This window comes from Burkholderia sp. PU8-34, from assembly GCF_053427725.1.
Map to the genome: position 1 here is coordinate 56,908 of NZ_JBSAXC010000016.1, position 23,546 is coordinate 80,453.

The 23,546-nt window shown below is 66.9% G+C and carries 22 protein-coding genes; 15 read left to right on the forward strand and 7 right to left on the reverse strand.

Annotated elements, in window-relative coordinates; genetic code table 11:
- Window positions 1-123 precede the first annotated feature (123 nt).
- Complete coding sequence (locus tag ACV22Z_RS28660; RefSeq protein ID WP_448079625.1) at window positions 124-576, forward strand: lytic transglycosylase domain-containing protein; 453 nt, start codon at window positions 124-126, stop codon at window positions 574-576.
- A 167-nt stretch (window positions 577-743) separates the two neighbouring features.
- Window positions 744-2,039, forward strand: a complete 1,296-nt coding sequence (locus ACV22Z_RS28665) for a GTP-binding protein (protein ID WP_448079626.1) — start codon at window positions 744-746, stop codon at window positions 2,037-2,039.
- 106 nt (window positions 2,040-2,145) lie between these two features.
- Here the strand turns inward: ACV22Z_RS28665 and ACV22Z_RS28670 are convergent, their stop codons facing one another.
- Window positions 2,146-2,424, reverse strand: a complete 279-nt coding sequence (locus tag ACV22Z_RS28670) for an HU family DNA-binding protein (RefSeq protein WP_006401505.1) — start codon at window positions 2,422-2,424, stop codon at window positions 2,146-2,148.
- Window positions 2,425-2,813: 389 nt separating this feature from the next.
- Between ACV22Z_RS28670 and mnmC the strand changes: the two genes are divergently transcribed.
- From mnmC to ACV22Z_RS28705, 7 genes are all read left to right on the forward strand, one after another.
- A complete protein-coding gene (mnmC, locus tag ACV22Z_RS28675; protein ID WP_448079627.1) occupies window positions 2,814-4,823 on the forward strand; it encodes a bifunctional tRNA (5-methylaminomethyl-2-thiouridine)(34)-methyltransferase MnmD/FAD-dependent 5-carboxymethylaminomethyl-2-thiouridine(34) oxidoreductase MnmC in 2,010 nt (669 codons plus the stop codon).
- A 687-nt stretch (window positions 4,824-5,510) separates the two neighbouring features.
- On the forward strand, window positions 5,511-6,725 hold the full coding sequence (locus ACV22Z_RS28680) for a cation:proton antiporter (protein ID WP_448079628.1): 1,215 nt from the start codon (window positions 5,511-5,513) through the stop codon (window positions 6,723-6,725).
- A 15-nt stretch (window positions 6,726-6,740) separates the two neighbouring features.
- A complete protein-coding gene (locus ACV22Z_RS28685; RefSeq protein ID WP_448079629.1) occupies window positions 6,741-7,856 on the forward strand; it encodes a YbdK family carboxylate-amine ligase in 1,116 nt (371 codons plus the stop codon).
- 508 nt (window positions 7,857-8,364) lie between these two features.
- Window positions 8,365-9,009, forward strand: a complete 645-nt coding sequence (locus tag ACV22Z_RS28690) for a MarR family winged helix-turn-helix transcriptional regulator (protein WP_448079630.1) — start codon at window positions 8,365-8,367, stop codon at window positions 9,007-9,009.
- A gap of 28 nt (window positions 9,010-9,037) precedes the next feature.
- The gene (locus ACV22Z_RS28695; RefSeq protein ID WP_448079631.1) at window positions 9,038-9,748 is read left to right on the forward strand and encodes a glutamine amidotransferase; all 711 of its coding nucleotides are present in this window, start codon (window positions 9,038-9,040) and stop codon (window positions 9,746-9,748) included.
- 108 nt (window positions 9,749-9,856) lie between these two features.
- Complete coding sequence (locus ACV22Z_RS28700; protein WP_448079632.1) at window positions 9,857-10,969, forward strand: NADH:flavin oxidoreductase/NADH oxidase; 1,113 nt, start codon at window positions 9,857-9,859, stop codon at window positions 10,967-10,969.
- Between the two features lie 167 nt (window positions 10,970-11,136).
- Window positions 11,137-11,664, forward strand: coding sequence for an SET domain-containing protein (locus ACV22Z_RS28705; RefSeq protein WP_448079633.1), 528 nt, complete (start codon window positions 11,137-11,139; stop codon window positions 11,662-11,664).
- 51 nt (window positions 11,665-11,715) lie between these two features.
- On the opposite strand, the gene ACV22Z_RS28710 is transcribed toward ACV22Z_RS28705, so the two are convergent.
- Together ACV22Z_RS28710 and ACV22Z_RS28715 are read right to left on the reverse strand one after the other, a co-directional pair.
- Complete coding sequence (locus tag ACV22Z_RS28710; RefSeq protein ID WP_448079634.1) at window positions 11,716-13,197, reverse strand: sensor histidine kinase; 1,482 nt, start codon at window positions 13,195-13,197, stop codon at window positions 11,716-11,718.
- A gap of 124 nt (window positions 13,198-13,321) precedes the next feature.
- Window positions 13,322-14,014, reverse strand: coding sequence for a response regulator (locus ACV22Z_RS28715; protein WP_006401494.1), 693 nt, complete (start codon window positions 14,012-14,014; stop codon window positions 13,322-13,324).
- 123 nt (window positions 14,015-14,137) lie between these two features.
- Between ACV22Z_RS28715 and ACV22Z_RS28720 the strand changes: the two genes are divergently transcribed.
- Window positions 14,138-14,368 (forward strand): DUF3717 domain-containing protein, encoded by a 231-nt coding sequence (locus tag ACV22Z_RS28720; protein ID WP_448079635.1) that lies wholly within the window; start codon window positions 14,138-14,140, stop codon window positions 14,366-14,368.
- Between the two features lie 92 nt (window positions 14,369-14,460).
- Here ACV22Z_RS28720 and ACV22Z_RS28725 read toward each other — a convergent pair whose 3' ends face one another.
- Window positions 14,461-14,817: a 4a-hydroxytetrahydrobiopterin dehydratase gene (locus ACV22Z_RS28725; RefSeq protein WP_448079636.1), complete on the reverse strand. Its 357-nt coding sequence runs from the start codon at window positions 14,815-14,817 to the stop codon at window positions 14,461-14,463.
- 80 nt (window positions 14,818-14,897) lie between these two features.
- The gene (gene phhA, locus ACV22Z_RS28730) at window positions 14,898-15,791 is read right to left on the reverse strand and encodes a phenylalanine 4-monooxygenase (protein ID WP_448079637.1); all 894 of its coding nucleotides are present in this window, start codon (window positions 15,789-15,791) and stop codon (window positions 14,898-14,900) included.
- A 138-nt stretch (window positions 15,792-15,929) separates the two neighbouring features.
- Here phhA and ACV22Z_RS28735 point away from each other — a divergent pair, with 138 nt between their 5' ends.
- Window positions 15,930-16,415 carry an Lrp/AsnC family transcriptional regulator gene (locus tag ACV22Z_RS28735; protein WP_448079638.1) on the forward strand — a complete coding sequence of 162 codons (486 nt, stop codon included), beginning with the start codon at window positions 15,930-15,932 and terminating at the stop codon, window positions 16,413-16,415.
- A gap of 80 nt (window positions 16,416-16,495) precedes the next feature.
- Here ACV22Z_RS28735 and ACV22Z_RS28740 read toward each other — a convergent pair whose 3' ends face one another.
- Both ACV22Z_RS28740 and ACV22Z_RS28745 read right to left on the reverse strand, forming a co-directional pair.
- Window positions 16,496-17,029, reverse strand: coding sequence for a class IV adenylate cyclase (locus tag ACV22Z_RS28740; RefSeq protein ID WP_448079639.1), 534 nt, complete (start codon window positions 17,027-17,029; stop codon window positions 16,496-16,498).
- A 156-nt stretch (window positions 17,030-17,185) separates the two neighbouring features.
- Window positions 17,186-18,085 carry a LysR family transcriptional regulator gene (locus tag ACV22Z_RS28745; RefSeq protein ID WP_448079640.1) on the reverse strand — a complete coding sequence of 300 codons (900 nt, stop codon included), beginning with the start codon at window positions 18,083-18,085 and terminating at the stop codon, window positions 17,186-17,188.
- 347 nt (window positions 18,086-18,432) lie between these two features.
- Here ACV22Z_RS28745 and ACV22Z_RS28750 point away from each other — a divergent pair, with 347 nt between their 5' ends.
- The 4 genes from ACV22Z_RS28750 (at window position 18,433) to ACV22Z_RS28765 (ending at window position 23,436) form a co-directional block, all read left to right on the forward strand.
- The gene (locus tag ACV22Z_RS28750; RefSeq protein WP_448079641.1) at window positions 18,433-20,118 is read left to right on the forward strand and encodes a GMC family oxidoreductase; all 1,686 of its coding nucleotides are present in this window, start codon (window positions 18,433-18,435) and stop codon (window positions 20,116-20,118) included.
- 516 nt (window positions 20,119-20,634) lie between these two features.
- The gene (locus ACV22Z_RS28755; RefSeq protein WP_448079642.1) at window positions 20,635-21,414 is read left to right on the forward strand and encodes an ABC transporter ATP-binding protein; all 780 of its coding nucleotides are present in this window, start codon (window positions 20,635-20,637) and stop codon (window positions 21,412-21,414) included.
- On the forward strand, window positions 21,411-22,166 hold the full coding sequence (locus ACV22Z_RS28760) for an ABC transporter ATP-binding protein (protein ID WP_448079643.1): 756 nt from the start codon (window positions 21,411-21,413) through the stop codon (window positions 22,164-22,166). Before ACV22Z_RS28755 ends, ACV22Z_RS28760 begins: the two co-directional genes overlap by 4 nt.
- 70 nt (window positions 22,167-22,236) lie before the next feature.
- On the forward strand, window positions 22,237-23,436 hold the full coding sequence (locus ACV22Z_RS28765; protein ID WP_448079644.1) for an ABC transporter substrate-binding protein: 1,200 nt from the start codon (window positions 22,237-22,239) through the stop codon (window positions 23,434-23,436).
- Window positions 23,437-23,546 lie beyond the last annotated feature (110 nt).

Below are 23,546 nucleotides of genomic sequence, written 5' to 3' on the forward strand. Positions count from 1 at the left end.
ATTCGTCACCGCGCGTCACGCAATGGCGATTGCTATCGGTATGATACGAGCGACGAGATGCGCGTCGCGCGAATTCCTGGCACGGGTTTTCCCGCCCCCGGGCTCACTCCGCTTCCTTGCACAATGAACAGACGGTTCGTTCCGATCGCGTGGCTGATGGCCGCCGGCGCCTGCTTCGCCGGCGCAAGTGCACGTGCCGATTGTTTCGACGAAGCGGCCAGGTATCAGCAGGTCAATCCGCTGATCCTGCGCGCGATTGCGTGGCAGGAGTCGCACAACCGGCCGGACGCATTGAACAAGAATGCGAACGGCTCGACCGACTACGGCCTCATGCAGATCAATTCGATTCACCTGCCGACGCTGTCGCGCTACGGAATCGGCCGCGACACGCTGATGGAGCCGTGCAAGAACGTCTATATCGCCGCGTGGCACCTGCGCCAGAAAATGAACAAATACGGCAATACATGGCAGGCAGTCGGCGCCTATCATTCTGAAACACCCTCGCTGCGCGACAAGTACGCGAAGCAGATCGCCGGCATTCTGACGCAGTGGAAGCTGCTGCCGCCGCAGCCCTGATAGCGGAAGCCGCGGCCGCGCGTGATGCGGTGCCGGCCGGCCGGCGCGCGTTTGATGCACAATGCGGGCTCACGCCGCAGTTTTGCCCCGCGTCCGGCCCGTGCCGATCGCGCCCCGGCAGCGCAGCCGCGGCTGCTTTTTCCTCTTTTCCGTTGGTGCATATCGTTATGAATCCGGCAATGAACCAGCCGTTGCCCGTCACCGTGCTGTCCGGCTTTCTCGGCGCCGGCAAGACCACGCTGCTCAACCATATCCTCGCGAACCGCGCAGGCCTGAAGGTCGCCGTGATCGTCAACGATCTCGCGGCGGTCAACATCGACGCGTCGCTCGTGCGCGATGCGCAGGCGCTGTCGCACGTCGAGGAGCGCCTCGTCGAGATGTCGAACGGCTGCATCTGCTGCACGCTGCGCGACGACCTGCTCGTCGAGATCCGCAAGCTCGCCGCGGATGGCCGCTTCGATGCGATCCTGATCGAGTCGACCGGCATCGCCGAGCCGATGCCGATCGCCGAAACCTTCACGTTCGTCGACGACCACGGCACGTCGCTCGGCGAACTCGCGCGGCTCGACACGCTCGTCACGGTGGTCGACGCATTCAATTTCCTGCGCGACTACGGCTCGGACGACGCGCTCGCCGCGCGCGGCATCGCGGCCACCGAAGACGACGACCGCACGCTCGTCGAGCTGCTGATCGAACAGATCGAGTTCTGCGACGTGCTCGTGATCAACAAGGCCGACCTCGTCAGCGCGGACGAACTCGCACGCCTGCAGCACATCCTCGCGCGGCTGAACCCGCGTGCGCACCAGGTCGTGTCGACGTTCGGCGACGTGCCGCTTCGCGACGTGCTGAACACGGGCCGCTTCGATTTCGACGCGGCTGCGAACGCGCCGGGCTGGCTGGCATCGCTCGAGCATGCGCACGAGCACGATCACGTGCATGGCGAGGCGGACGAATTCGGGATCGGCAATTTCGTGTACCGCGCGCGCCGGCCGTTTCATCCGGCACGGCTCTGGGCGCTGCTGCACCAGGAATGGCCCGGTGTGCTGCGCAGCAAGGGGTTCTTCTGGCTCGCGACGCGCAACGACATCGCCGGCTCGCTGTCGCAGGCGGGTGGCGTCTGCCGGCATGGGCCGGCGGGGCTCTGGTGGGCCGCGCAGGACCGCGCGGAATGGCCGGACGACGACGAGCTGCTCGACGAGATCCGGGCAGAGTGGCAGGGCGACCTCGACGACCGTGCGGTCGGCGACCGCCGGCAGGAACTCGTGCTGATCGGCATCGGACTCGACACGGTTGCGTGGCGCGAGAAACTCGATGCGTGCCTGTTGAACGATGCGGAATTCGCGCTCGGCGAAGCAGGGTGGGCGGCATTCGACGACCCGTTCCCGGCCTGGGATGTCGACTCGCACGACGATGACGACGACGACGGCGATCACGGCAATGCGCAAATCCTGCATCGTTCGTAACAACCGTTAAATGTTGCAAGAGCGGCGCGATCTGTGGCGAAAAAGCCGCGCGCCGCGCGAAAAAAAACCCGCCGGAAGGCGGGTTTTTCTTTGAACAGGCGCTGGATTAACGCTTGTTGACGGCGTCCTTGAACGCCTTGCCAGCCGTGAACTTGACCGTCTTGGCTGCCGGGATCTTGATGGTTTCGCCGGTCTTCGGGTTGCGGCCCGTACGTGCTGCGCGCTTGCCCGAACCGAAGCTGCCGAAGCCGATCAGCTGAACCGCGTCGCCCTTCGACACGGCTTTCTTGATGACTTCGAGCAGCGTGTCCAGCGTTTCGCCGGTTTGAGCCTTGCTGGCGCCCGTTTGGGCAGCGACGGCGTCGATCAGTTCCTGTTTGTTCATTAAGGTTCCTTTTTCAGGTTAGGTTTGACACGAACAGCGCGAACGCGCCGATTATACGTGCGCGAACCGTGCCGTCGAGAGTCGAGCTCCGACGGCACAGCGCCGAATCCTGGCCCGCGCGGCGCACCCTCCGGCATGCCAGAGGCCACCCGCGGTACGGCGCTTGCTATGATAGCGCAGCGCAAACCCAATAACGACAAGGGTTTCAAAGATTTTCTTCGGTATTTCGCCGAATGAATCACTGGCTGCGCATTTTTTGACCCGTGCCGACCGGACAGGATACGCAGCCTCGTCAGCCCGCGCGCCTGGTCGTTGGTTTTTGCCAACGGACGCGCGGGCGGGGTTCCGGAATCCCTTGCCAGGCTTGGCTGCCACGAATTTTGTTTCGCATGCCCGACCGACTCGTTCCTGCCGCGCTCGCGTTTCGCGACGACGGCACCCTCGTCTCGCCTGCCTACGGCGACGTCTATCACAGCACCGCCGGCGCACTCGCGCAGGCGAACCACGTGTTCGTCGCGGGCAACGGTTTGCCGCGGCGCTGGCAGGGCAGGCGCACGTTCACGATCGTCGAGACCGGGTTCGGCACCGGCTGCAACTTCCTCGCGACCTGGGCCGCGTGGCGCGACGATCCCGCGCGCTGCGAGCGCCTGCATTTCGTGTCGGTCGAAAAGCACCCGTTCACGCGCGACGACCTGCGCCGCGCGCTATCGCATATCGTTGCCAACACAACTATATCGGCGGACGCCGATGCACTTGGTACGCTTGGCACCGCACTCGCCGACGCGTGGCCGATGCTCGTGCCGGGGCTGCACCGGCTCGAGTTCGATGAAGGACGCGTCGTGCTCACGCTTGCGTTCGGCGATGCGCTCGAGATGTTGCCGAAGCTCGTCGTGCGCGCCGACGCGTTCTATCCTGACGGCTTCGCGCCGTCGAAAAACGCGGACTTGTGGTCGGTCGACGTGTTTCGCGCGCTCGCGCGCATCGCCGGCGACGGCGCGACGTTCGCGACGTATTCGAGCTCGGGCGTCGTGAAGCACGCGCTCGACGAAGCCGGCTTCGCGTATCGCAAGGTCGACGGATTCTCCGGCAAGCGCGCGATGCTCGTCGGCGAATTCGCGCCGCGCTGGCGGATACGCCGGCACGAACCGCCGCGCGCGCTGCCGGTCGCGTCACCGCGCGCGATCGTGATCGGCGCGGGCCTCGCCGGCTGCGCGGTCGTCGAACGGCTGGCCGCGCGCGGCTGGGACGTCACGTTGATCGAGCGGCGCGAGCGCATCGCGACCGAAGCGTCGGGCAACCCCGCCGGCGTATTCCATCCGCTGATGACGCGCGACGACAACGTCGCAAGCCGGCTCACGCGCAGCGGGTTCGTTCACGCGCTCGCTCGCTGGCGCGCGCTCGAACGCGCCGGTCACGCGTTCGGACGCAGCACGCGCGGGATGATCCACCTCGCGGAATCGGCGGCGGACTTCGAGCGGATGCGGGCCGCGTTCGATGCGCTCGGCGTGCCGCCCGACTATGCGGTGTTGCTGGATGCCGACGCGGCACGCGCGCACCTGAAGCTGCCGGTCGCGCACGGCGGCCTGCTGTTTCCGCAAGGCGGCGCGGTGCGGCCGGCTGAATTGTCGGCTGCGCAATGTGCGGCGGCCGGCGAGCGTTTGCGGGTTCTGACCGGCACCGAAGTCGCGCGTCTCGAGCGGCACGGCGAATGCTGGCGCGCGCTCGATGCCGACGGCCGCACGCTTGCCGAGGCGCCCGCCGTCGTGCTGTCGAACGCCGGCGACGCGGTCCGGCTCGCCGGCTTGCGGCACGCCGCGCTGCAGCCGGTGCGCGGGCAACTGACGCTGCTGCCTAAAGACATTTCGGGCACTGCGGGCACCACGGCACGGCTCGACTGCCCGGTGATCGGCGACGGCTACGCGGTGCCGCTCGACGACGGCACGCTGCTGATCGGCGCGACGTTCGAACCGGACGATGTCGACCCGGCGCTGCGCCCGGCCGGCCACGCCGAAAACCTCGCGCGGGTCCGGCATCTGCTGCCGGGCCTGATCGGCGACGTGCCCGCCGTCGAGCACCTGCAAGGCCGCGTCGCGTTCCGCTGGGTCGCCGGCGACCGGCTGCCGCTGATCGGGCCGCTCGCCGACGAAACGCAAGCGATCGCCAACGCGAAGGCGCTGAGCGGCGCGAAGGCGCGCGACCTGCCGCGCACCGCGGGGCTGTACGGCGCATTCGGCTACGGTTCGCGCGGCCTCGTATGGGCAGCGCTCGGCGCCGAACTGATCGCGTCGCAACTCGAAGGCGAACCGTGGCCGCTCGAGCGCGAACTCGCCGAAGCGATCGATCCCGCCCGCTTCCTGATCCGCGCGCTGCGCGCCCGACAGGTGAGCGCAGCCGACTGACGCGCATCACCGTCGACTCACAGTTCACCGATTCTGCCGCACCAGGTTATCCACCCGCGTCTGTGGATAACCGCGCGGAATCCGTGCGCGTTCCGTGTGCAGTCACAGTGGACGTAAACTGGGCAACTCCACAGCGCTGTGAGACGACCGGAAAGTTGCTCCACTCAATCTGCTGTGCACGAACAGCCTGTGCAACGGGTTATGGTTTCGCCAACGCGTTGATCTGTCGATGTAAACGGAAGTTATCCACAGAACTGTGCGCGCCTTGTTAACTTCTACTACATATATATACAGGTAAACCTTTGAATCGAAAGGCAGGCTGGCGCACAGCGCGGCGACTGGACTGAGCAAAGGGGGCCGATCGGGTTCCAGTCCCGAAAACCTGTGGCACAATCGGTTTCCTTCGCGTTCATCCGGCCAGGCGCCGGACATGCTTCAATGGAACGGTCGGCACGATTTCGAATCTGAATCTTCGAGATTGCGCAGTCCGTTCACACACCAGGCCGACAATCCAGATCGGCGAACCTGAGCGACATCTCCGCCGGACGGCGGCGCAGGCGATTCTTCCCATGTCCTGCGGTCGACCACAACAATCACATTCGGGGCGATACCCAGCCGGCGCGCATCTCTGTCCTGACGCTTGACCCCGCGTCGCTGGCGGTTGCTTCCAAAGGAGAAGTCACCACCATGAAGTCGGCGTTCTCGTTCCTGCCAAATTGGCCGCTGTCGCCGGATCCCGTGTTCTGGGCCGGGCTCGCGCTGTTCGCCGCGGGCCTGTGCGGCGAGCTGTGCTATCGCGCGTGGCGGCTGCCGCGCATCACCGGCTACGCGGTGATCGGCCTGATCGCCGGGTCGTTCGGGTTCGGCGTGATCGACGCCAGCACCGACGAAACGTCGCGCCTGCTGATCGACGTCGCGCTCGGCCTGCTGCTGTTCGAACTCGGCAGCCGTCTCGACCTGCGCTGGATCCGCCGCAATCCGTGGCTGATCGCGTCGAGCCTCTCCGAAGCCACGCTCACCTTCGTGGTCGTGCTGTTCGTGCTGCTCGCGCTCGGCGTATCGGGGATGGTCGCGATCGTGCTGTCGGCGATCGCGGTCGCGACGTCGCCGTCGATGGTGATCCAGCTGAAGACCGAGCTGCGCGCGGAAGGGCAGGTGTCGCAGCGTCTCATCACGCTGACCGCGCTCAACAGCGTCTATGCGGTCGTGCTGACCAAGCTCGTGACGAGCTGGCTGCACCAGGAGGCGTACGGCAACGTTTTCGCGACGGTCCTGCAGCCGGTTTACCTGCTCATCGGGTCGTTCATCGTCGCGTACCTCGTCGCCCGCGCGTGCAACTACCTGTTCCGCCACATGACGGCGACGATGCGCGACGAGCATTCGTTCGTCGCGTTGTTCGGGCTCGTGATGCTCGCGATCGCGGTCGCGCAGGCGCTGAAGCTGTCGACGCTGCTCACGCTGCTGCTCGCCGGCATCATCGTGAAAAACCTCGAGGCCCGTCCGCAGCTGTGGCCGGAGCATTTCGGCACGGCCGGCTGGCTGCTGACGGTGGTCCTGTTCGTGCTGACGCTCACGTCGTTCACGTGGGGCGACATCGCGCTCGGCGGCCTGCTTGCGGTTGTGCTGATCGTCACGCGGGCCGTCGCGAAACTGGCGGGCGTAATGATGTTCGCGAAGCCGAGCGGGATCGGGACGAAGCAGGGCATCGCGCTCGGCCTCGCGCTGTCGCCGATGTCCGCGCTCGCATACCTGCTCGTCGACGACACCTACCAGCTCTACCCGAATTTCGATCCGCACTTGCGCGCGATCGTGATGTGCGCGATCGTGGTCCTGCAGCTCGTCGGGCCGTTCCTCGTTTACCGCTGCCTGTCGGCAGTCGGTGAACGCCGCGACAGCAACTGATTTACGGAAACTGCCATGGCACTCGAAACCTTCGTCAATTCCGAACCGTTCACGTTCGGCGTCGAACTGGAAATCCAGGTCGTCAACACGCACAACTACGATCTGACGAAAGCGGCATCCGACCTGATGCGGCTGATCCAGGGCGAAAAATTCCCCGGCAACATCACGCCGGAAATCACCGAAAGCATGATCGAGCTGTCGACCGGCATCTGCCATACGCACGAGCAGGCGGTCGGCGAGCTGCATGCGATTCGCGACGTGCTCGTGAAGGCGGCCGACCAGCTCAACGTCGGGTTGTGCGGCGGCGGCACGCACGCGTTCCAGCAGTGGAGCGAGCGACAGATCTACGACGCGCCGCGCTTCCAGTACATCTCCGAACTGTACGGCTATCTCGCCAAACAGTTCACCGTGTTCGGCCAGCACGTGCACATCGGCTGCCCGGACCCCGACAGCGCGCTGTTCCTGCTGCACTCGATGTCGCGCTTCATTCCGCATTTCATCGCGCTGTCCGCGTCGTCGCCGTTCGTGCAGAACGTCGACACGGGCTTCCACTCGGCGCGCCTCAATTCGGTGTTCGCGTTCCCGCTGTCCGGCCGCGCGCCGTTCGTGCTCACCTGGAACGGCTTCGAGGAGTACTTCACGAAGATGGTGAACACCGGCGTCGTCAATTCGATGAAGGATTTCTACTGGGACATCCGGCCGAAACCGGGCTACGGCACGATCGAGGTGCGTGTGATGGACACGCCGCTGTCGGTCGACCGTGCGGCGGCGATCGCGTGCTACATCCAGACGCTCGCGCGCTACCTGCTGACCGACCGGCCGCTGACGCTGTCGGAAGACGACTATCTCGTCTACACATTCAACCGCTTCGAAGCGTGCCGCTTCGGTCTCGAAGGCACCTGCGTGAATCCTCAGACGGGTGAGCGCCGCACGATCGCCGAGGACATCCTCGACACGCTCGACCGGATCGCGCCGCATGCGGCCGCGCTCGGCTCGCGCGCGGCGCTCGACGAGATCGGCGCGCTCGCGAAGGCGCGCGTGAACGACGCATCGTGGCTGCGTACGGTTTTCAAGCAGGAAAAATCGCTGAACGAGACCGTCCGCCAGCAGTGCTTACGTTGGCGTGAGTGAAAAATTGTTTTGCTGATTGCAGGCTCGACCGCGACGCAATTCGCTGAACGGGAGTTGACGCGCGTCAATGCCGAAATCGTTCCCAAGCGAGCCGACGCGCTGTGGATAACCTGATATTCCGCTGCAAAGTCAACGGCCTGTGGAATGGATAACCCGGTGGATGATAATCTTGCAGCAGCCGCTGGGCCGACTGCGGAAAATGTTAGCCACTCCTTTATGGCAGCCCGGCGGCATTACGCGCACAACCGGATTCTTGGGTTATTCAGCCGTTATCCACAGATTGGCAGGGATAACTTAGCTGTGCGATTTTCCGCTGTCGCTTAGAATGTCGGCTTTGCGGACACCGGAACGATACGTGCGCGACCGGTAGACGCGTTGGCGGCCGCCGCATGTGCCTTGCGACGGCCGTGCCGGATGCGCTCGGTTCGGCGCATCCATTTTGAGACGGAAATTCGATCTCCACACTACGGCCGTCCGGCCATCCGGGCGGCGGCAAAGCGAAAAGACTATGAGCGAAGGCGTTTACGGGAACCAGGCTGCAGGGCGCGTGACCCACAGTTTGCTGCGGTTGAGTACGGCCATGCGGAGCCAGGCATGGGATTGGGCGGAAGGCGCGGGCCTTACGCCGACGCAGGGCGAGATCCTGGTGCTGCTGCTGCAGCGCAAGGGCCCGATGCGGCTTGGCGAGATCGCGCGCGAGACGCAGCTCACCGCGGCGACGACGAGCGATGCGGTGAGCACGCTCGAGACCAAGGGCCTGGTCGAAAAGCGCCGTGCGCTGGACGACGGTCGCGCGCTCGCGGTGCGGCTCTCCGCCCGCGGCCGCACTGCGGCGAAGAAGGCGCTGCAGTGGCCGGAGTTCCTGACCAAGGCGGTCGGCACGCTCGCCGCGGACGAGCAGGGCGCGCTGTACCGCGCGCTGCTGAAGACGCTGCGCGAACTGCAGGTGGCGGGTGCAACGCCGCCGCACCGGATGTGCGTGACGTGCGCGCACTTCCAGCCGTCGAAGGCGACGAAGAAGGCGGCCGCCTCGCACTTCTGCGCGGCGCTCGACCTGGCGCTCGCGGACAGCGACCTGCGCCTCGATTGTTCGGTACACGAAGAAGCCGACGCGGCGACGCAAAAGAAGACCTGGAAGATCTTCGCAGCCTGACGTCCGTCGATCGACCGGGAGGCCGATGATGAACGCTGAAGTCGTGGCGATCCGCCACGTGCATTTCGAAGACCTCGGCAGCTTCGAGCAGGTGCTCGGCGAACGGGGGAGGCGGGTGCGCTACGTCGACGTCGGATCGTCGCGGGTCGAAGTGCTCGACGTGCTCCAGCCATCGCTCCTCGTCGTGCTCGGCGGGCCGGTCAGCGTGTACGACGATGCGCAGTATCCGACGACCGCGCCGCTCGCGGCGCTCGTCAAGCGGCGCATCGACGCGGGCCTGCCGATCCTCGGCATCTGTCTCGGTGCGCAGTTCATTGCGCGTGCGCTCGGCGCCCGTGTCTATCCGGCCGTGCAGAAGGAGCTCGGGTGGTCGCCGCTTGCGCTCACCGACGCGGGCCGCGCGTCGCCGCTGCGTCATCTCGACGGCGCGGCAACGTCGATGCTGCACTGGCACGGCGACACCTTCGACCTGCCGGGCGGCGCGATCCATCTCGCGTCGACGCCCGCCTGCCGGCACCAGGCGTTCGCGTGGGGGCAGCATGTGCTGGCGCTGCAATGCCATCCGGAAATCCGTGCCGACCGCTTCGAACCGTGGCTGATCGCGCATGCCGGCGAGATTGCCGCGACGCCGGGCGTCGACGCGCGCCAGCTGCGCGCCGACACCGCGCAGCACGGCCCCGTGCTCGAGACGGCCGCGCGGCGGATGTTCGGCGAATGGCTCGACAGCGTCGGGCTCTGACGCAAGCGCGCGTTCGCCCACCCACCGCTTAAGCCACCCCCTTCCTGCGCGCTTCGCGCGCGCGTGCTACGCTCAGCCGCTCATTCCCTCATCCTGCGGGCGGCCTCGATGACAGCGCTGTTTACCCCCTTCACGCTGCGCGGCGTGACCCTTCCGAACCGGATCGTCGTATCCCCGATGTGTCAGTATTCGGCCGAGCGTGGCGAGGCGACGGACTGGCACATGATTCACCTCGGCCATCTCGCGCTGTCCGGCGCCGGGCTGCTCTGCATCGAAGCGACCGCGGTCGAGCCGGACGGACGGATCACGCATGGCGACCTCGGCTTGTGGGACGACGTCACCGAAGCCGCGCTGAAACCGGTGCTGGCGGCGATCCGCAAGCATTCGCCGATCCGCATCGCGATGCAGCTGTCGCATGCGGGGCGCAAGGCGTCGAGCCACGTGCCGTGGGATGGCGGCCAGCTGATCCCGGTCGCGGACGGCGGATGGCTGCCGCATGCGCCGTCGGCGGTGCCGCACAAGGACGGCGAGACGCCGCCGCTCGCGCTCGACACCGCGGGGCTCAACCGGATTCGCGATGCGTTTGCGGCTGCCGCGAAGCGCGCGGCGCGGCTCGGCATCGACGCGATCGAGGTGCACGCGGCGCACGGCTATCTGCTGCACCAGTTCCTGTCGCCGCTCGCGAACCGGCGCACGGACGAATACGGCGGCTCGCGCGAGAACCGGATGCGCTTTCCGCTCGAGATCGTCGAGATCGTGCGCGCGGCGTTTCCCGCGGACCGGCCGGTCGGCGTGCGCGTGTCGGCGACCGACTGGGTCGAAGGCGGCTGGGAGCTCGAGGACACGATCGCGTTCGCGCACGAGCTCAAGTGCCGTGGCTGCGACTGGATCGACGTGTCGTCGGGCGGCGTGTCGCCGCTGCAGAAGATTCCGCTGTCGCCCGGCTATCAGGTGCCGTTCGCGCAGGCGGTGAAGCGTGCGGTCGGGATGCCGACGATCGCGGTGGGCTTGATCGACGAGCCCGCGCATGCGAACCGGCTCATCGACGCGGGCGATGCCGATCTGGTCGCGATGGCGCGCGCGATGCTGTACGACCCGCGCTGGCCGTGGCACGCGGCCGCAGCGCTTGGCGCGCAGGTGACGGCGCCGCCGCAGTACTGGCGCTCGCAGCCGCGCGAGCACAAGACGCTGTTCGGCGATATCGCGTTCGGCCAGCGCTGAATGCGGCCGAGTGCGGCCGCGTGTGGCTGAACGCGGGTGGTACGGGTTGCGCGGTTGAACGAAGCAATCCCGAACGTGTAGGATGCGGGTGATTCGCCGCATGCCCTGACGCGGCGCCGATCGGCGCCGCGTTTTCATTTCAAGTCGTCTTCAGAAGGATTCGTTCGATGAGTTCACGCAGGATCGCGGTGCGCCGCTCGGGAGTGCACGGCAGGGGCGTGTTCGCCGTGGCGCCGATCAAGACCGGCGAGCGCGTTGTGGAATACAAGGGCGAGCGAATTTCGTGGAAGGAAGCGCTGCGCCGCCATCCGCACGATCCGAACGAACCGAACCACACGTTCTACTTCGCGCTCGAGGAGGGCGGGGTGATCGACGGCAAGGTCGACGGCAACAGCGCGCGCTGGATCAACCACTCGTGCGCGCCGAACTGCGAGGCCGAGGAAGTCGACGGCCGCGTGTACATCCACGCGCTGCGCGACATCGAGCCGGCGGAGGAGCTGTTCTACGACTACGGCCTCGTGATCGACGCGAAGCTGACGAAGAAGCTGAAGCGCGAATACGCATGCCATTGCGGCGCGGAATCGTGCCGCGGCACGCTGCTTGCGACCTCCGAAACGGCTACGAAGAAGAAAAAGAAGAAGAGCGAGGCCGCGCAGAAGGACGGGAAGGCCAAGGACAAGAAAAAGAAGAAGTGAGCGTCGGCGGCGCACGCCGTGCGCCGCCTGTCCGCGCTGCCGTCGGTGCCCTCAGTGGGTTGATGCCGTGGCCGGCACGGCGCTGGCCGGCCTGGCCGCCCGCTCGACGAGCGGCACCCTCACCACGAAGCGCGAACCGCCTTCCGGCGCATCCTCGTACGACACGGTGCCGCCGTGCATCGCGATGATGTCGTGGACGATCGCGAGGCCGAGGCCCGCGCCCGTCTCGACGCCGTTGCCGCTTTGCGCATCGCCGCGGAAAAATCGCTTGAACAGGTCCGCCTGCTGGCTCGCGGGCACGCCCGGGCCGTTGTCCTCGACGACGATCTCGGCCGCCGGCGCGCCCGTGTCGAGCAACCCGCGCGCGACGTTCACCGTGATCCGCGCGCCGTCCGGCCGCGCGAGCGGCACGTACTTCAGTGCATTGTCGAGCAGGTTCGCGATCACCTCGCGCAGCAGCACGGGGTTGCCGCGCACGAACAGCGTTTCGTCGTCGCCCGGATCGTCGCTGCGCTGGAAGCCGAGGTCGACGTGCGACGCAAGCGCGCGCGGCACCCATTCGGCGCCCGTCTCGAACGCCATCGCGGCCAGGTCGACGTCGACGAAGCGCGCAGCCTGCTCGCCGGGCTCCGCCCGTGCGAGCGACAGCAGCTGGTTCGACAGCCGCACCGCGCGGTCGGCCGCCGCGCGCAATTCGCGCACCGCGGCGAAGGTCTGCTGCGGGTCGCGCGCGACAGCGGCCTGTTCCGCATGCAGCTTCACCGCGGTGAGCGGCGTGCGCAGCTGGTGCGCGGCGTCGGCGATGAACTTGCGCTGCGCGTCGAGCGCGGTCTTCAGGCGCCCGAGCAGTGCGTTCATCGCGCTCGTCAGCGGCCGGATCTCAAGCGGCACATCGGTCTCGTCGACCGGCTCGAGCGACGTGTGGGTCTGCCGGTTCAGCGAATCGGCGAGATGCGTGAGCGGGCCGAGCTGCTGGTTCACGACGCGCCACACGATCCCCCATCCCGCAAGCAGCAGCAGCAGCAGCGGCATCATGATCGCGACGAGGAATTCGGCCGCGATCCGGTAACGGTGCCGGACCGGCTGCGCGACTTCGACGACCATCGGCTTGCCGCCGTCGACTTCCTCGACGCGCACCTGCGCGACCCGCACCGCGCGGTTGTCGTATTCGGCCTCGAACACGTACGCGTGATGCATGCGGCGCACGTTGGTGCCGCGCAGCGGCAGCTTCGGATCGCCGGCGAGTTCCTGCTCGCCGTCGCTGATCCGGTAGATCAGCGCTTCGGCGGGATCGGAGAACATCGCCTGCGCGAGCGGCGGCACCGTGAACGGCGCGTCGGGGCCGGCGATCTGGATCTGTTTGGAGATGGCGGTGGCAAGATCCGCGAGCGAGCGGTCGATCACGTGCTGCGTGTATTGCCACGCGAGCCAGTACGCAATCAGGCCGCTCATCAGCGCGAGCATCGACAGCGGCGCGGCGAGGCGCCGCAACAGCGAGCGGCGCAGGCTGTTCACAGCCGGATCAGAAGACATTTCGGGCAGGAAATGGATAAGCGCCGCTCACGGGGAGCGGCGCGGTCGGGCGGCGGGGCGCACAGGCGGACACGGGGGCAGGCAGACACGGGCGGACGCCCGCCGACGGTCTGCCTCCGGTCGGTCAGACGCTGGCCGTCTGGCGGATTTCCTGCAGCAGGTAGCCGAAGCCGCGGACCGTGACGATCTCGACACGGCACTGCTCGAGCTTCTTGCGCACGCGGTGCACGTAGACTTCGATCGCGGTGTCGCCGAGATCGCCGCCGAAGTGCGTCAGGTGATCCTGCAGCTGCGCCTTGCTGACGACGCGGCCATGACGCAGCAGCAGCATTTCGAGCACCGCGAATTCGCGCGGCGACAGTTCGAGCGGCTTGTCGTCGTTGAAGATGCGGCGGTCGACACCCGACAGGCGGACGCCGCCGAGCGACACTTCCGGACGCGGCATGTCGCTGTGCGGGCCGCTGCGGCGCATCACCGCGCGGATCCGCGCTTCGAGCTCGGCCGGTTCGAACGGCTTCAGCATGTAGTCGTCGGCGCCGGAGTTCAGGCCCTGGATCCGGTCGTTCAGCTCGTCGCGCGCGGTCAGCACGATGACGGGCGTATGCCGGTTGGTCTGGCGGAACCGGGTGAGCAGCGTCATGCCGTCGATGCCCGGCAAGCCGAGGTCGAGGATCACGAGTTCGTGACGGTTCTGGGCAAGCGCCTGCTCGGCAAAAATGCCGTCGTGCACCATGTCGACGGTAAAGCCAGCCTGTTCGAGGCTGCTCTGGATACCGCGTGCAATGGGGCGGTCGTCTTCGATCAGAAGGAGTCGCATGAATTTCGCTCAAGTACAATGGGTTGGCGGTTCAGGCACGCGGACAGCACGACGCCGTTTCCACAGGGCGCCGCCGCAAAGCCTGACGTCAAGCAGGCGGCCAGCGAACGATATAAACCAACCATGTCCGATATTTCGATCCACGACCTTGAAGCCGCGATCAATTTCTGGCGCGCCCGCTCGCCGTCGAGCGGCGACGAACTGAGACTCTGCGAAGAGGCCAGCGCGCTCTCCAAGCCGTATGCGCTGCTGATTGTACAGCGCCAAACCGCCGTACAACTGGAAGGTTTGGACCCCAAGGCGCGGAAAGCGTGGGACGCTTACGTGCGCCTTAAGGAACGCTTGGAAAGCTGAAGGCTTTCGCTGAGTACATCGTAGAAAACGTTCAGCGAAATGAAAAGTTGACGCGCCGCGCGCCGAAACTGCGCGCGGGCGGAAAGACATCGTCAGGCGGCGGGTTTCGCGTGCGCGCCGGCCTGGTCGATAAAGTGGGCGAGCTCGATGTCGCGTTCGGTCAGGCCGTCCGCATCGTGGGTCGACAGCGTGACGTCGACGCGGTTGTAGACGTTGAACCATTCCGGATGGTGGTTCATCTCCTGCGCCTTGATCGCGACGCGCGTCATGAAGCCGAAGGCCTCGTTGAAATCGGCGAAGCGCAGGCTGCGCTGGATCGCGTCGCGGCCCGACACGGCCGTCCAGTGCGGCAGGCGCTCGAGGCGGGTCTTGCGTTCTTCTGATGTGAGTTTGTGGATCATCGTGCACCTCGTTCGGAAATGGCGGGCTGCGCGCGACCTGCGTCGCACGGCAGCGCCGCCGGCACCGACCATTCTTCCATAGTTGTGTGTCAGGTGTCGGCGTGGCTGCCGCGCCGTAGCGCGTTACGTCACGCGTCCGCGTCGTCCGGCCAGCCTTCGCCCGTGCCGCGATGCAGCACGCGGTCGGTGTCGAGCACCGCGCCGGCCGGGTATTCGGGCAGGCCGGCGAGCCGGTCGGCGAGCGCGCGGCCGTCGACGTGCGCAAGCGCGAACAGCTGCGCGAAATCGTCGATCACGAAGTAGGTCTTCTGGAACGTGTCGATCCGGTATTGGGTGCGCATCACGCGCTCGAGGTCGAAGCCGAGCCGGTTCGGCGCCGCGCTTTCGATGCTGTACAGGCTCTCGCCCTTGCTCGACACGATGCCGGCGCCGTAGATCGACAGCCCGTTCGTGCCGCGCGGGTCGCGGATCAGCCCGAACTCGACGGTGTACCAGTAAAGGCGCGCGAGCCGCGCGAGCGCGTGCGGATCGTCGGCGACCGCGAGCGCGATACGGCCGTATGCCTGCATGTAGTCGGAAAATACGGGGTCGATCAGCAGCGGCACGTGGCCGAACAGGTCATGGAAGCAGTCCGGTTCCTGCAGATAGTCGAGCTGGTCGGGGCGGCGCATCCACCAGGTGACCGGAAAGCGCCGGTTCGCGAGATGCTCGAAGAACACGCGGTCGGGCACGAGCCCCGGCACCGCGACGATCTCCCAGCCGGTCGCCGGCTTCAGCTGGCGGTTGACGTCCGCGAACGACGGCACGCGGTCGGCGGGCAGGTCGATCTTCGCGAGCCCGGCGACGAACGCGTCGCACGCACGGCCCTGCAGCAGCGCGGACTGGCGCGCATAGAGCTGATGCCACACCGCGTGGTCGACCCGGCCGTAGCGTTCGAGCGGCTGGTCGATGGTGAAATCGGCGCGGGTTTCGAGGCCCGCGTCGAACTGTTCCTGCAGTTTCGCGGTGACGACGGTGGACATGTTCGGCTCTGCACGTTGCGGTTGGGATGCATGCAAGTGTAGAGCGGGACTCGCGCGGATTGGGCGCAAAATCGGCGGTTATTCGCCGAACAATGCGATAATCGCGCATTAAATAACCGAATCACGCGGAGAATTCTCATGCTGGAACTCGATCACTTCGACCTGGCGCTGCTCGACGTGCTGCAGCGCTTCGGCCGGGCCACGCATCAGCAGCTCGGCGAGGAGGTGCCGCTGTCGCCGTCGCAGATCGGGCGGCGCCTGCAGCGGCTCGAGGCCGCCGGCGTGATCGAGGGCTACCGGGTGATGCTGCGGCCGGAGAGGCTCGGGCTCGGTGTCACCGCGTTCACGAGCCTGAAGCTCAAGCACCACGGCGATTCGATCATCGAGCAGTTCCAGCAGCAGATCGACGTGCTGCCGGAAGTGCTCGAATGTCACGCTGTGGTCGGCGACGCGGACTACCTGCTGCGGATCGTCGCGCCGGACCTGAACGCGCTGTCCCAGTTCGTGATGAAGAAGCTGATGCGCGTGCCGGGCGTCGACAGCGTGCGCTCGAACATCGTGCTGACGACCTTCAAGCGCAACGGGCCGCTGCCGCTCGCCCATCTGGAGCCGGGCGCGGCCTGACGGGCCACGCACGTTCCCGTGATTGACGAATTCATTTGTGGCGGCCAGCGCAAGCCCGTTATTGGCGTGAACAGGCCCTTCTAGGCCGCCGTTTCGGGCGCGTCGGCGTTCAGCAGGTCGACATACGCAACCGCGACCAGGTCGTCTTGCGATACGCCGAGCTTCGCGAACACGTCGTGCGCTTCGGCTTCGCCGCCCGCTTCGTCGTCGTCCGGCGCGAGCACGACTTCGAGCTCGATGAAGTCGCCGAGGCCGTCGACGCGGTCGAGGTGAATGCGCGTGCGGCCCACGAGGTACACGTGCCGCTCCTTCGTGACGATGCCGCGCGTCGTCAGCGCGGTCGCGAGCAGTGCATGCATCGCGTCCGGGTTCGTGACGGGGCTGCGCGTGTAATACGACGCCTTCGGGCCGTCGCGGTCGTCGCGCTGGTAGAAGATCAGCTCGGCCGGCGTGCCGTCCTCGAAGCGGCGCAGCTTCAGCCGACCCCGCGGCACGTCGTAGAAGAAATCCTGCTGGCGGTAGAAGAGCGGCGCTTCGGTGGCGAGGGCCGCCGCGCGTTCGCGCAGCCGATCGAATTCGCGGGCGCGGGCTTTGATCTCGATGTTGCGGGCCATGCTTTCTCCTTCGGGCGGCGAGGGGCTGACGAGTGCGAACGCACAATCTAGCAAAAAGCCCGCGACGGCGACGTGACGGTGCCCGCGCGCGTCAGCAGCCGAGGCTCAGGCGATCCCGGACGGCAATCGTCGCGGCCCGGCAGTCATCAACATCGCTCATATCGCCCACTGCGCGTCGATCAGGCGCAGCGCGGCCGCGATCGCCGGCTCGTCGCGCCGCGCGGCAAGTGTCACGAACGTCAGTTCGGTCGGCACCGTCACGCGCTCGACGATCGTCAGTGCGTGCGCGTGCGCTTGCGCCAGCGCGGTCGAGTCGCGCGCGAGCGTGAGCCCGATTCCCGACTTGACGAGATCGAGCATCGACTGCTCCTGGTCGACCTCGGCGACTTTCACCGGCTGCGCGCCGGCGTCCGCGAACCGGCGCGACAGCAGCCGGTGATGCGCGGACTGCGGCGGCGTCCAGATCCACGGCAGCGCGGCGAGCGCGCGCCAGTCCTGCGCGCGCTGCACGCGCTCCTTCCAGCCGGCCGGCGCGAGCACCCGGTACTGGAAATGCGTGAGCGTCACGGTATGGAACAGCGCACCGTCGCGCGGCTCGTCCTCGCGCGGCTGGCCGATGTAGTAGCCGACGTCGAGCGCCTGCGCGCGCACCTGCTCGAGCACCCAGCCCGACATCCCGTGCCGCAGCGCGGTCTCGATCTGCGGATGGGTCTCGACGAGCGCGCGCAGGAACCCGCCGAGCCGCAGGAATTCGGGGTCGAGGATCGTGCCGATCCGCAGCCGGCCGCGCACCTCGTGCCGCAGCGCGGCGGCGGCGCGCTGCACGTCGGCGGCGGCGGCGAGCGCGCGTTCCGCGTGCGGCAACAGCGTCTGGCCGTCGCGTGTCAGCGCGAGCCCGCGCGACGTGCGCGTAAACAGCACGACGCCGAGCGTCTGCTGCAGATGCTTGATCTGCAGGCTGACGGCCGGCTGCGTGACGTGCAGCTGCTCGGCGGCCCGCGTCAGGTTCCCTTCGCGGGCCACCGCGGCGAATGCGCGGAGCAGGGTGAGGTCCATCGTCGTGATTGATCCCGAGTGATATAAGCGCAGCTTATGATGCGTTTGAGCATAACTCATTGGATCGGTGGCGCGCACCGGGAGTACGCTGCATCGGTCACGTCGCCCGACTCGGCCGCCCGCGCAGCGGCTGGCGGGGGCGAGCGGGGCGGATCGGGCGGAGCGCGCTGCGGCCGCCGCCCGACGCGCTATGCTGGAAATGGCGGCCGTGCGCATGCGTGCGGCACACAACAAACGAGCTTTGCATGGGACCGGAGTAAGCGCTAAAGGGCTGATGCTGGTCGACCGCGAAGCATGGGACCCGCGTAAGCGCTAAAGCGCTAACGCTGGTCGACAGGGGGCAGGTTGTGAACATTGAACGGACGCTCGAGGGTGAATTCGATTACGTGATCGTTGGCGCGGGCACCGCGGGCTGCGTGCTCGCGAACCGTCTGACCGAAGATCCGGAGGTCCGCGTGCTGCTGCTCGAAGCCGGCGGCAAGGACGACTATCACTGGATCCATATTCCGGTCGGCTATCTGTATTGCATCGGCAATCCGCGCACCGACTGGCTCTACAAGACGCAGCCGGAAGCGGGGCTGAACGGCCGCGCGCTGTCGTACCCGCGCGGCCGCGTGCTCGGCGGCTCGTCGTCGATCAACGGGATGATCTACATGCGCGGCCAGCGCGAGGACTACGACAGCTGGGCGCAAGAGACGGGCGACGCGGGCTGGTCGTGGGACAGCGTGCTGCCGATTTTCAAGCGCAGCGAGGATCACCACGCGGGCGCGAGCGACGCGCACGGCGCAGGCGGCTACTGGCGCGTCGAGAAGCAGCGGCTGCGCTGGGAGATTCTCGAATCGTTCGCGCAGGCGGCGCAGCAAACCGGCATCCCCGCCACCGACGATTTCAACGGCGGCGACAACTCGGGCGTCGGCTATTTCGAGGTGAACCAGAAGCGCGGCGTGCGCTGGAGCGCGGCGAAGGCGTTCCTGCGTCCGGCGATGTCGCGGCCGAATCTCACCGTGATCACCGGCGCGCAGGCACAGCGCGTGATCTTCGAAGGGCGGCGCGCGGTCGGCGTCGAATATCGCGGCGGCGGCACCGAGTTCGTCGCGCGCGCACGCGCCGAGGTGCTGCTGACGTCGGGCGCGGTCAATTCGCCGCAGCTGCTGGAGCTGTCCGGCATCGGCGACGGCCGGCGGCTGCAGGCGCTCGGAATCGGCGTCGTGCAGGACCTGCGCGGCGTAGGGGAAAACCTGCAGGACCACCTGCAACTGCGCATGGCGTTTCGCGTCGACGGCGTGCGCACGCTCAACACGCTCGCCGCGCACTGGTGGGGCAAGCTGATGATCGGCGCCGAATATGCGCTGTTGCAGCGCGGGCCGATGTCGATGGCGCCGTCGCAACTCGGCGCGTTCGCGAAATCCGACCCGGACGACCCGGCGCTCACGCGTCCCGACCTCGAATATCACGTGCAGCCGCTGTCGCTCGAGCGCTTCGGCGAGCCGCTGCACAGCTTCAACGCGTTCACCGCGTCGGTCTGCCATCTGCGGCCGACGTCGCGCGGCAGCATCCACATCGCGAGCGCCGACCCCGGCGCCGCACCCGCGATCGCGCCGAACTATCTGTCGACCGACTACGATCGCCACGTCGCCGTGAACGCGCTGCGGCTCACGCGCCGGATCGCGTCCGCGCCGGCGCTCGCACGCTACCGCCCGGACGAAATCCTGCCGGGCGCGCGCTACCGGAGCGACGCGGAGCTGGTCGACGCGGCAGGCGCGGTCGGCACGACGATCTTCCACCCGGTCGGCACCTGCCGGATGGGCCGCGCGGACGACGAGCGCGCGGTGGTCGACAGCCGGCTGCGGGTGCGCGGCGTCGCCGGGCTGCGGGTCGTCGATGCGTCGGTGATGCCGTTCATCACGTCGGGGAACACCAATTCGCCAACGCTGATGATCGCGGAGCGCGCGAGCGACATGATCCGCGCGGACCGGCGCGCGGCGCGCGATGCGACGCAGGCGCGCACCGATGCGACCGTGTCCGCCGCGTGACATCCTCGGCCTGCGCGACAGCGGGCCGACAGGCGGGCGCCGGCATAATTCGCTATGCATATCAACAGGGCGGCCCGCAGATTATTTCGATTTAAAAAACATTGGCGGATAGGCGTGTTGCAATGACGCACCGGATTTTTGTTGCGCAATTTGTTGCGGGATTTGTTGCGTAAGTAAGCGCAAATGGAATGCGATCGCTGCATGCGCGCGCCCCGCGCTGCGGCGCGGCCTCGCGCGCATGCGTGACGCGAACGGCACGGATCGCGAAAAAAACATTCCGTAAAACGCTGTTCCGATCCGTTCGATATGGCGGCCAGCCCTATAAGTGCAAATCCCGATGATTGCACTGCACCAACGGCGCGACAATGTTCCGCAGTGTGCATACACGTCGGCGCGGGAGACCACTCACGACGCGTGACATAGCGCTCGGGGGCAGCCTTACTCATCCGCTGACATGTTCGCGGCCGCTTGCGCGACTCCTCCCGGTGCTTCGCCTGACTTCGGACGGAAGGGAACATGATTCTCGGCGACACGATTCTCGAAACACGCGGGCTGACGAAGGAATTCAAGGGCTTCACCGCCGTGAACGGCGTCAACCTGCGCGTGCGCCGCGGCGCGATCCACGCATTGATCGGACCGAACGGCGCGGGCAAGACGACCTGCTTCAACCTCCTGACCAAATTCCTGACGCCGACGGCCGGCCAGATCGTCTTCAACGGCATCGACATCACCGACGAACGGCCCGCGCAGGTCGCGCGGCGCGGCATCATCCGTTCGTTCCAGATCTCCGCGGTGTTTCCGCACCTGAGCGCATTGCAGAACGTGCGCATCGGCCTGCAGCGCGCGCTCGGCACCGAATTCCATTTCTGGCGCAGCGAGCGCACGCTGAAAGCGCTCGACGATCGCGCGATGGACCTGCTCACGCAGGTCGGCCTCACCGATTTCGCGCACGTGCCGACCGTCGAGCTCGCATACGGCCGCAAGCGCGCGCTCGAGATCGCGACGACGCTCGCGATGGAGCCGGAACTGATGCTGCTCGACGAGCCCACGCAAGGGATGGGCCACGAGGACGTCGATCGCGTGACGGCGTTGATCAAGAAGGTCGCGAGCGGCCGCACGATCCTGATGGTCGAGCACAACATGAACGTGATTGCCGGCATTTCCGACACGATCACCGTCCTGCAGCGCGGCGAGGTGCTCGCCGAAGGCTCGTATGCGGAGGTATCGAAGAACCCGCTCGTCGTCGAGGCATACATGGGCAGTGCCGACGCGGCGCTCGCGGGGGCGCACGCATGAAGCATAGCGAACGGGAGGAACGCGAATTGAGCGGCGTCGAAAGCGGCACGCCTGCGCTGGACATCTCGGGGCTCGAAGCCTGGTACGGGGAATCCCACATATTGCACGGCGTCGACCTGACCGTGCACCGCGGCGAGGTCGTGACGCTGCTCGGCCGCAACGGCGCGGGCCGCACGACGACGCTGCGCGCGATCATGGGCCTGACCGGCCGGCGCAGCGGGTCGATCAAGGTCGCGGGCAACGAGACGATCGGCCTGTCGACGCACCGGATCGCGCATTTCGGCGTCGGATACTGCCCGGAGGAGCGCGGGATCTTCTCGAGCCTGTCGTGCGAGGAGAACCTGATGCTGCCGCCGATGATCGGGCCGCGCGACAACGCGATGTCGCTCGACGACATCTACGGGATGTTTCCGAACCTTGCTTCGCGCCGGCAGAGCCAGGGCACGCGGCTGTCGGGCGGCGAGCAGCAGATGCTCGCGGTCGCGCGGATCCTGCGCACCGGTGCGAACCTGCTGCTGCTCGACGAGATTTCCGAGGGCCTCGCGCCCGTGATCGTGCAGACCCTCGCGAAGATGATCGTCGCGCTGAAGGCGCGCGGCTACACGATCGTGATGGTCGAACAGAACTTCCGCTTTGCCGCGCCGCTTGCCGACCGTTTCTACGTGATGGAGCACGGCCGGATCGTCGAGCATTTCGGCGCGGCCGAACTGGACAGCAAGATGCCGGTCCTGCACGACCTGCTCGGCGTGTGACGCCATCCCCTAGCCGCTAGCCGTGGCGGCCTCGAATAACCACAACGCATCAGAAGAACAGGAGACGTCAATGAAAATGAAGACCCTCGCACGCGCCTGTTTCGCGCTCGCGGCCGCCGCGTTCACCGCCGGCGCCGCGCAGGCAGCGGACACCGTGAAGATCGGTTTTGTCACCGACATGTCGGGGCTTTACGCGGACATCGACGGCCAGGGCGGCCTCGAGGCGATCCGCATGGCAGTCGCCGACTTCGGCGGCAAGGTGCTCGGCAAGCCGATCGAGGTCGTGTACGCGGATCACCAGAACAAGGCGGACATTGCGGCGTCGAAGGCGCGCGAGTGGATCGACCGCGGCGGGCTCGACCTGCTCGTCGGCGGCACGAATTCGGGGACGGCGCTGGCGATGGCCAAGCTCGCCGCGGAGAAGAAGAAGGTCTACATCAACATCGGCGCGGGCGCGGACACGCTGACGAACGAGGAGTGCACGCCGTACACGGTGCACTATGCGTACGACACGATGGCGCTCGCGAAAGGCACCGGCTCGGCGGTGGTGAAGCAGGGCGGCAAGACATGGTTCTTCCTGACCGCCGACTACGCGTTCGGCAAGGCGCTCGAGAAGAACACGTCGGACGTCGTGAAGGCGAGCGGCGGACAGGTGCTGGGTGCGGTGCGGCATCCGCTGTCCGCGTCGGATTTCTCGTCGTTCCTGCTGCAGGCGCAGTCGTCGAAGGCGCAGATCCTCGGCCTCGCGAACGCGGGCGGCGACACGATCAACGCGATCAAGGCCGCGAAGGAATTCGGCATCACGAAGACGATGAAGCTCGCCGGGCTGCTGATGTTCATCAACGACGTGCACAGCCTCGGCCTCGAGACGACGCAGGGCCTCGTGCTGACCGACAGCTGGTACTGGAACCGCGACCCGGCGTCGCGCCAGTGGGCGCAGCGCTACTTCGGCAAGATGAAGAAGATGCCGTCGAGCCTGCAGGCAGCCGACTATTCGTCGGTGACGACGTACCTGAAGGCCGTGCAGGCGGCCGGCACGACCGACTCCGACAAGGTGATGGCCGAGCTGAAGAAGACAAAGGTGAACGACTTCTACGCGAAGGGCTATATCCGCGCGGACGGCAGCATGATCCACGACATGTATCTGATGGAGGTGAAGAAGCCGTCCGAATCGAAGGAGCCGTGGGATTACTACAAGGTGCTCGCGACGATTCCGGGCGAACAGGCATTCACGACGAAGCAGGAAACGCGCTGCGCGCTGTGGAAGTAAGCGCGCTGCCGCGGCGCGCGGCTTGATGCGCGCAGCGGCAACGGCAGTGGGCAGGGCGGGGCGGCCGGACTCCGGATCGCCCGCGCCGCTGCCCGTGCGCGGGCGTGCCG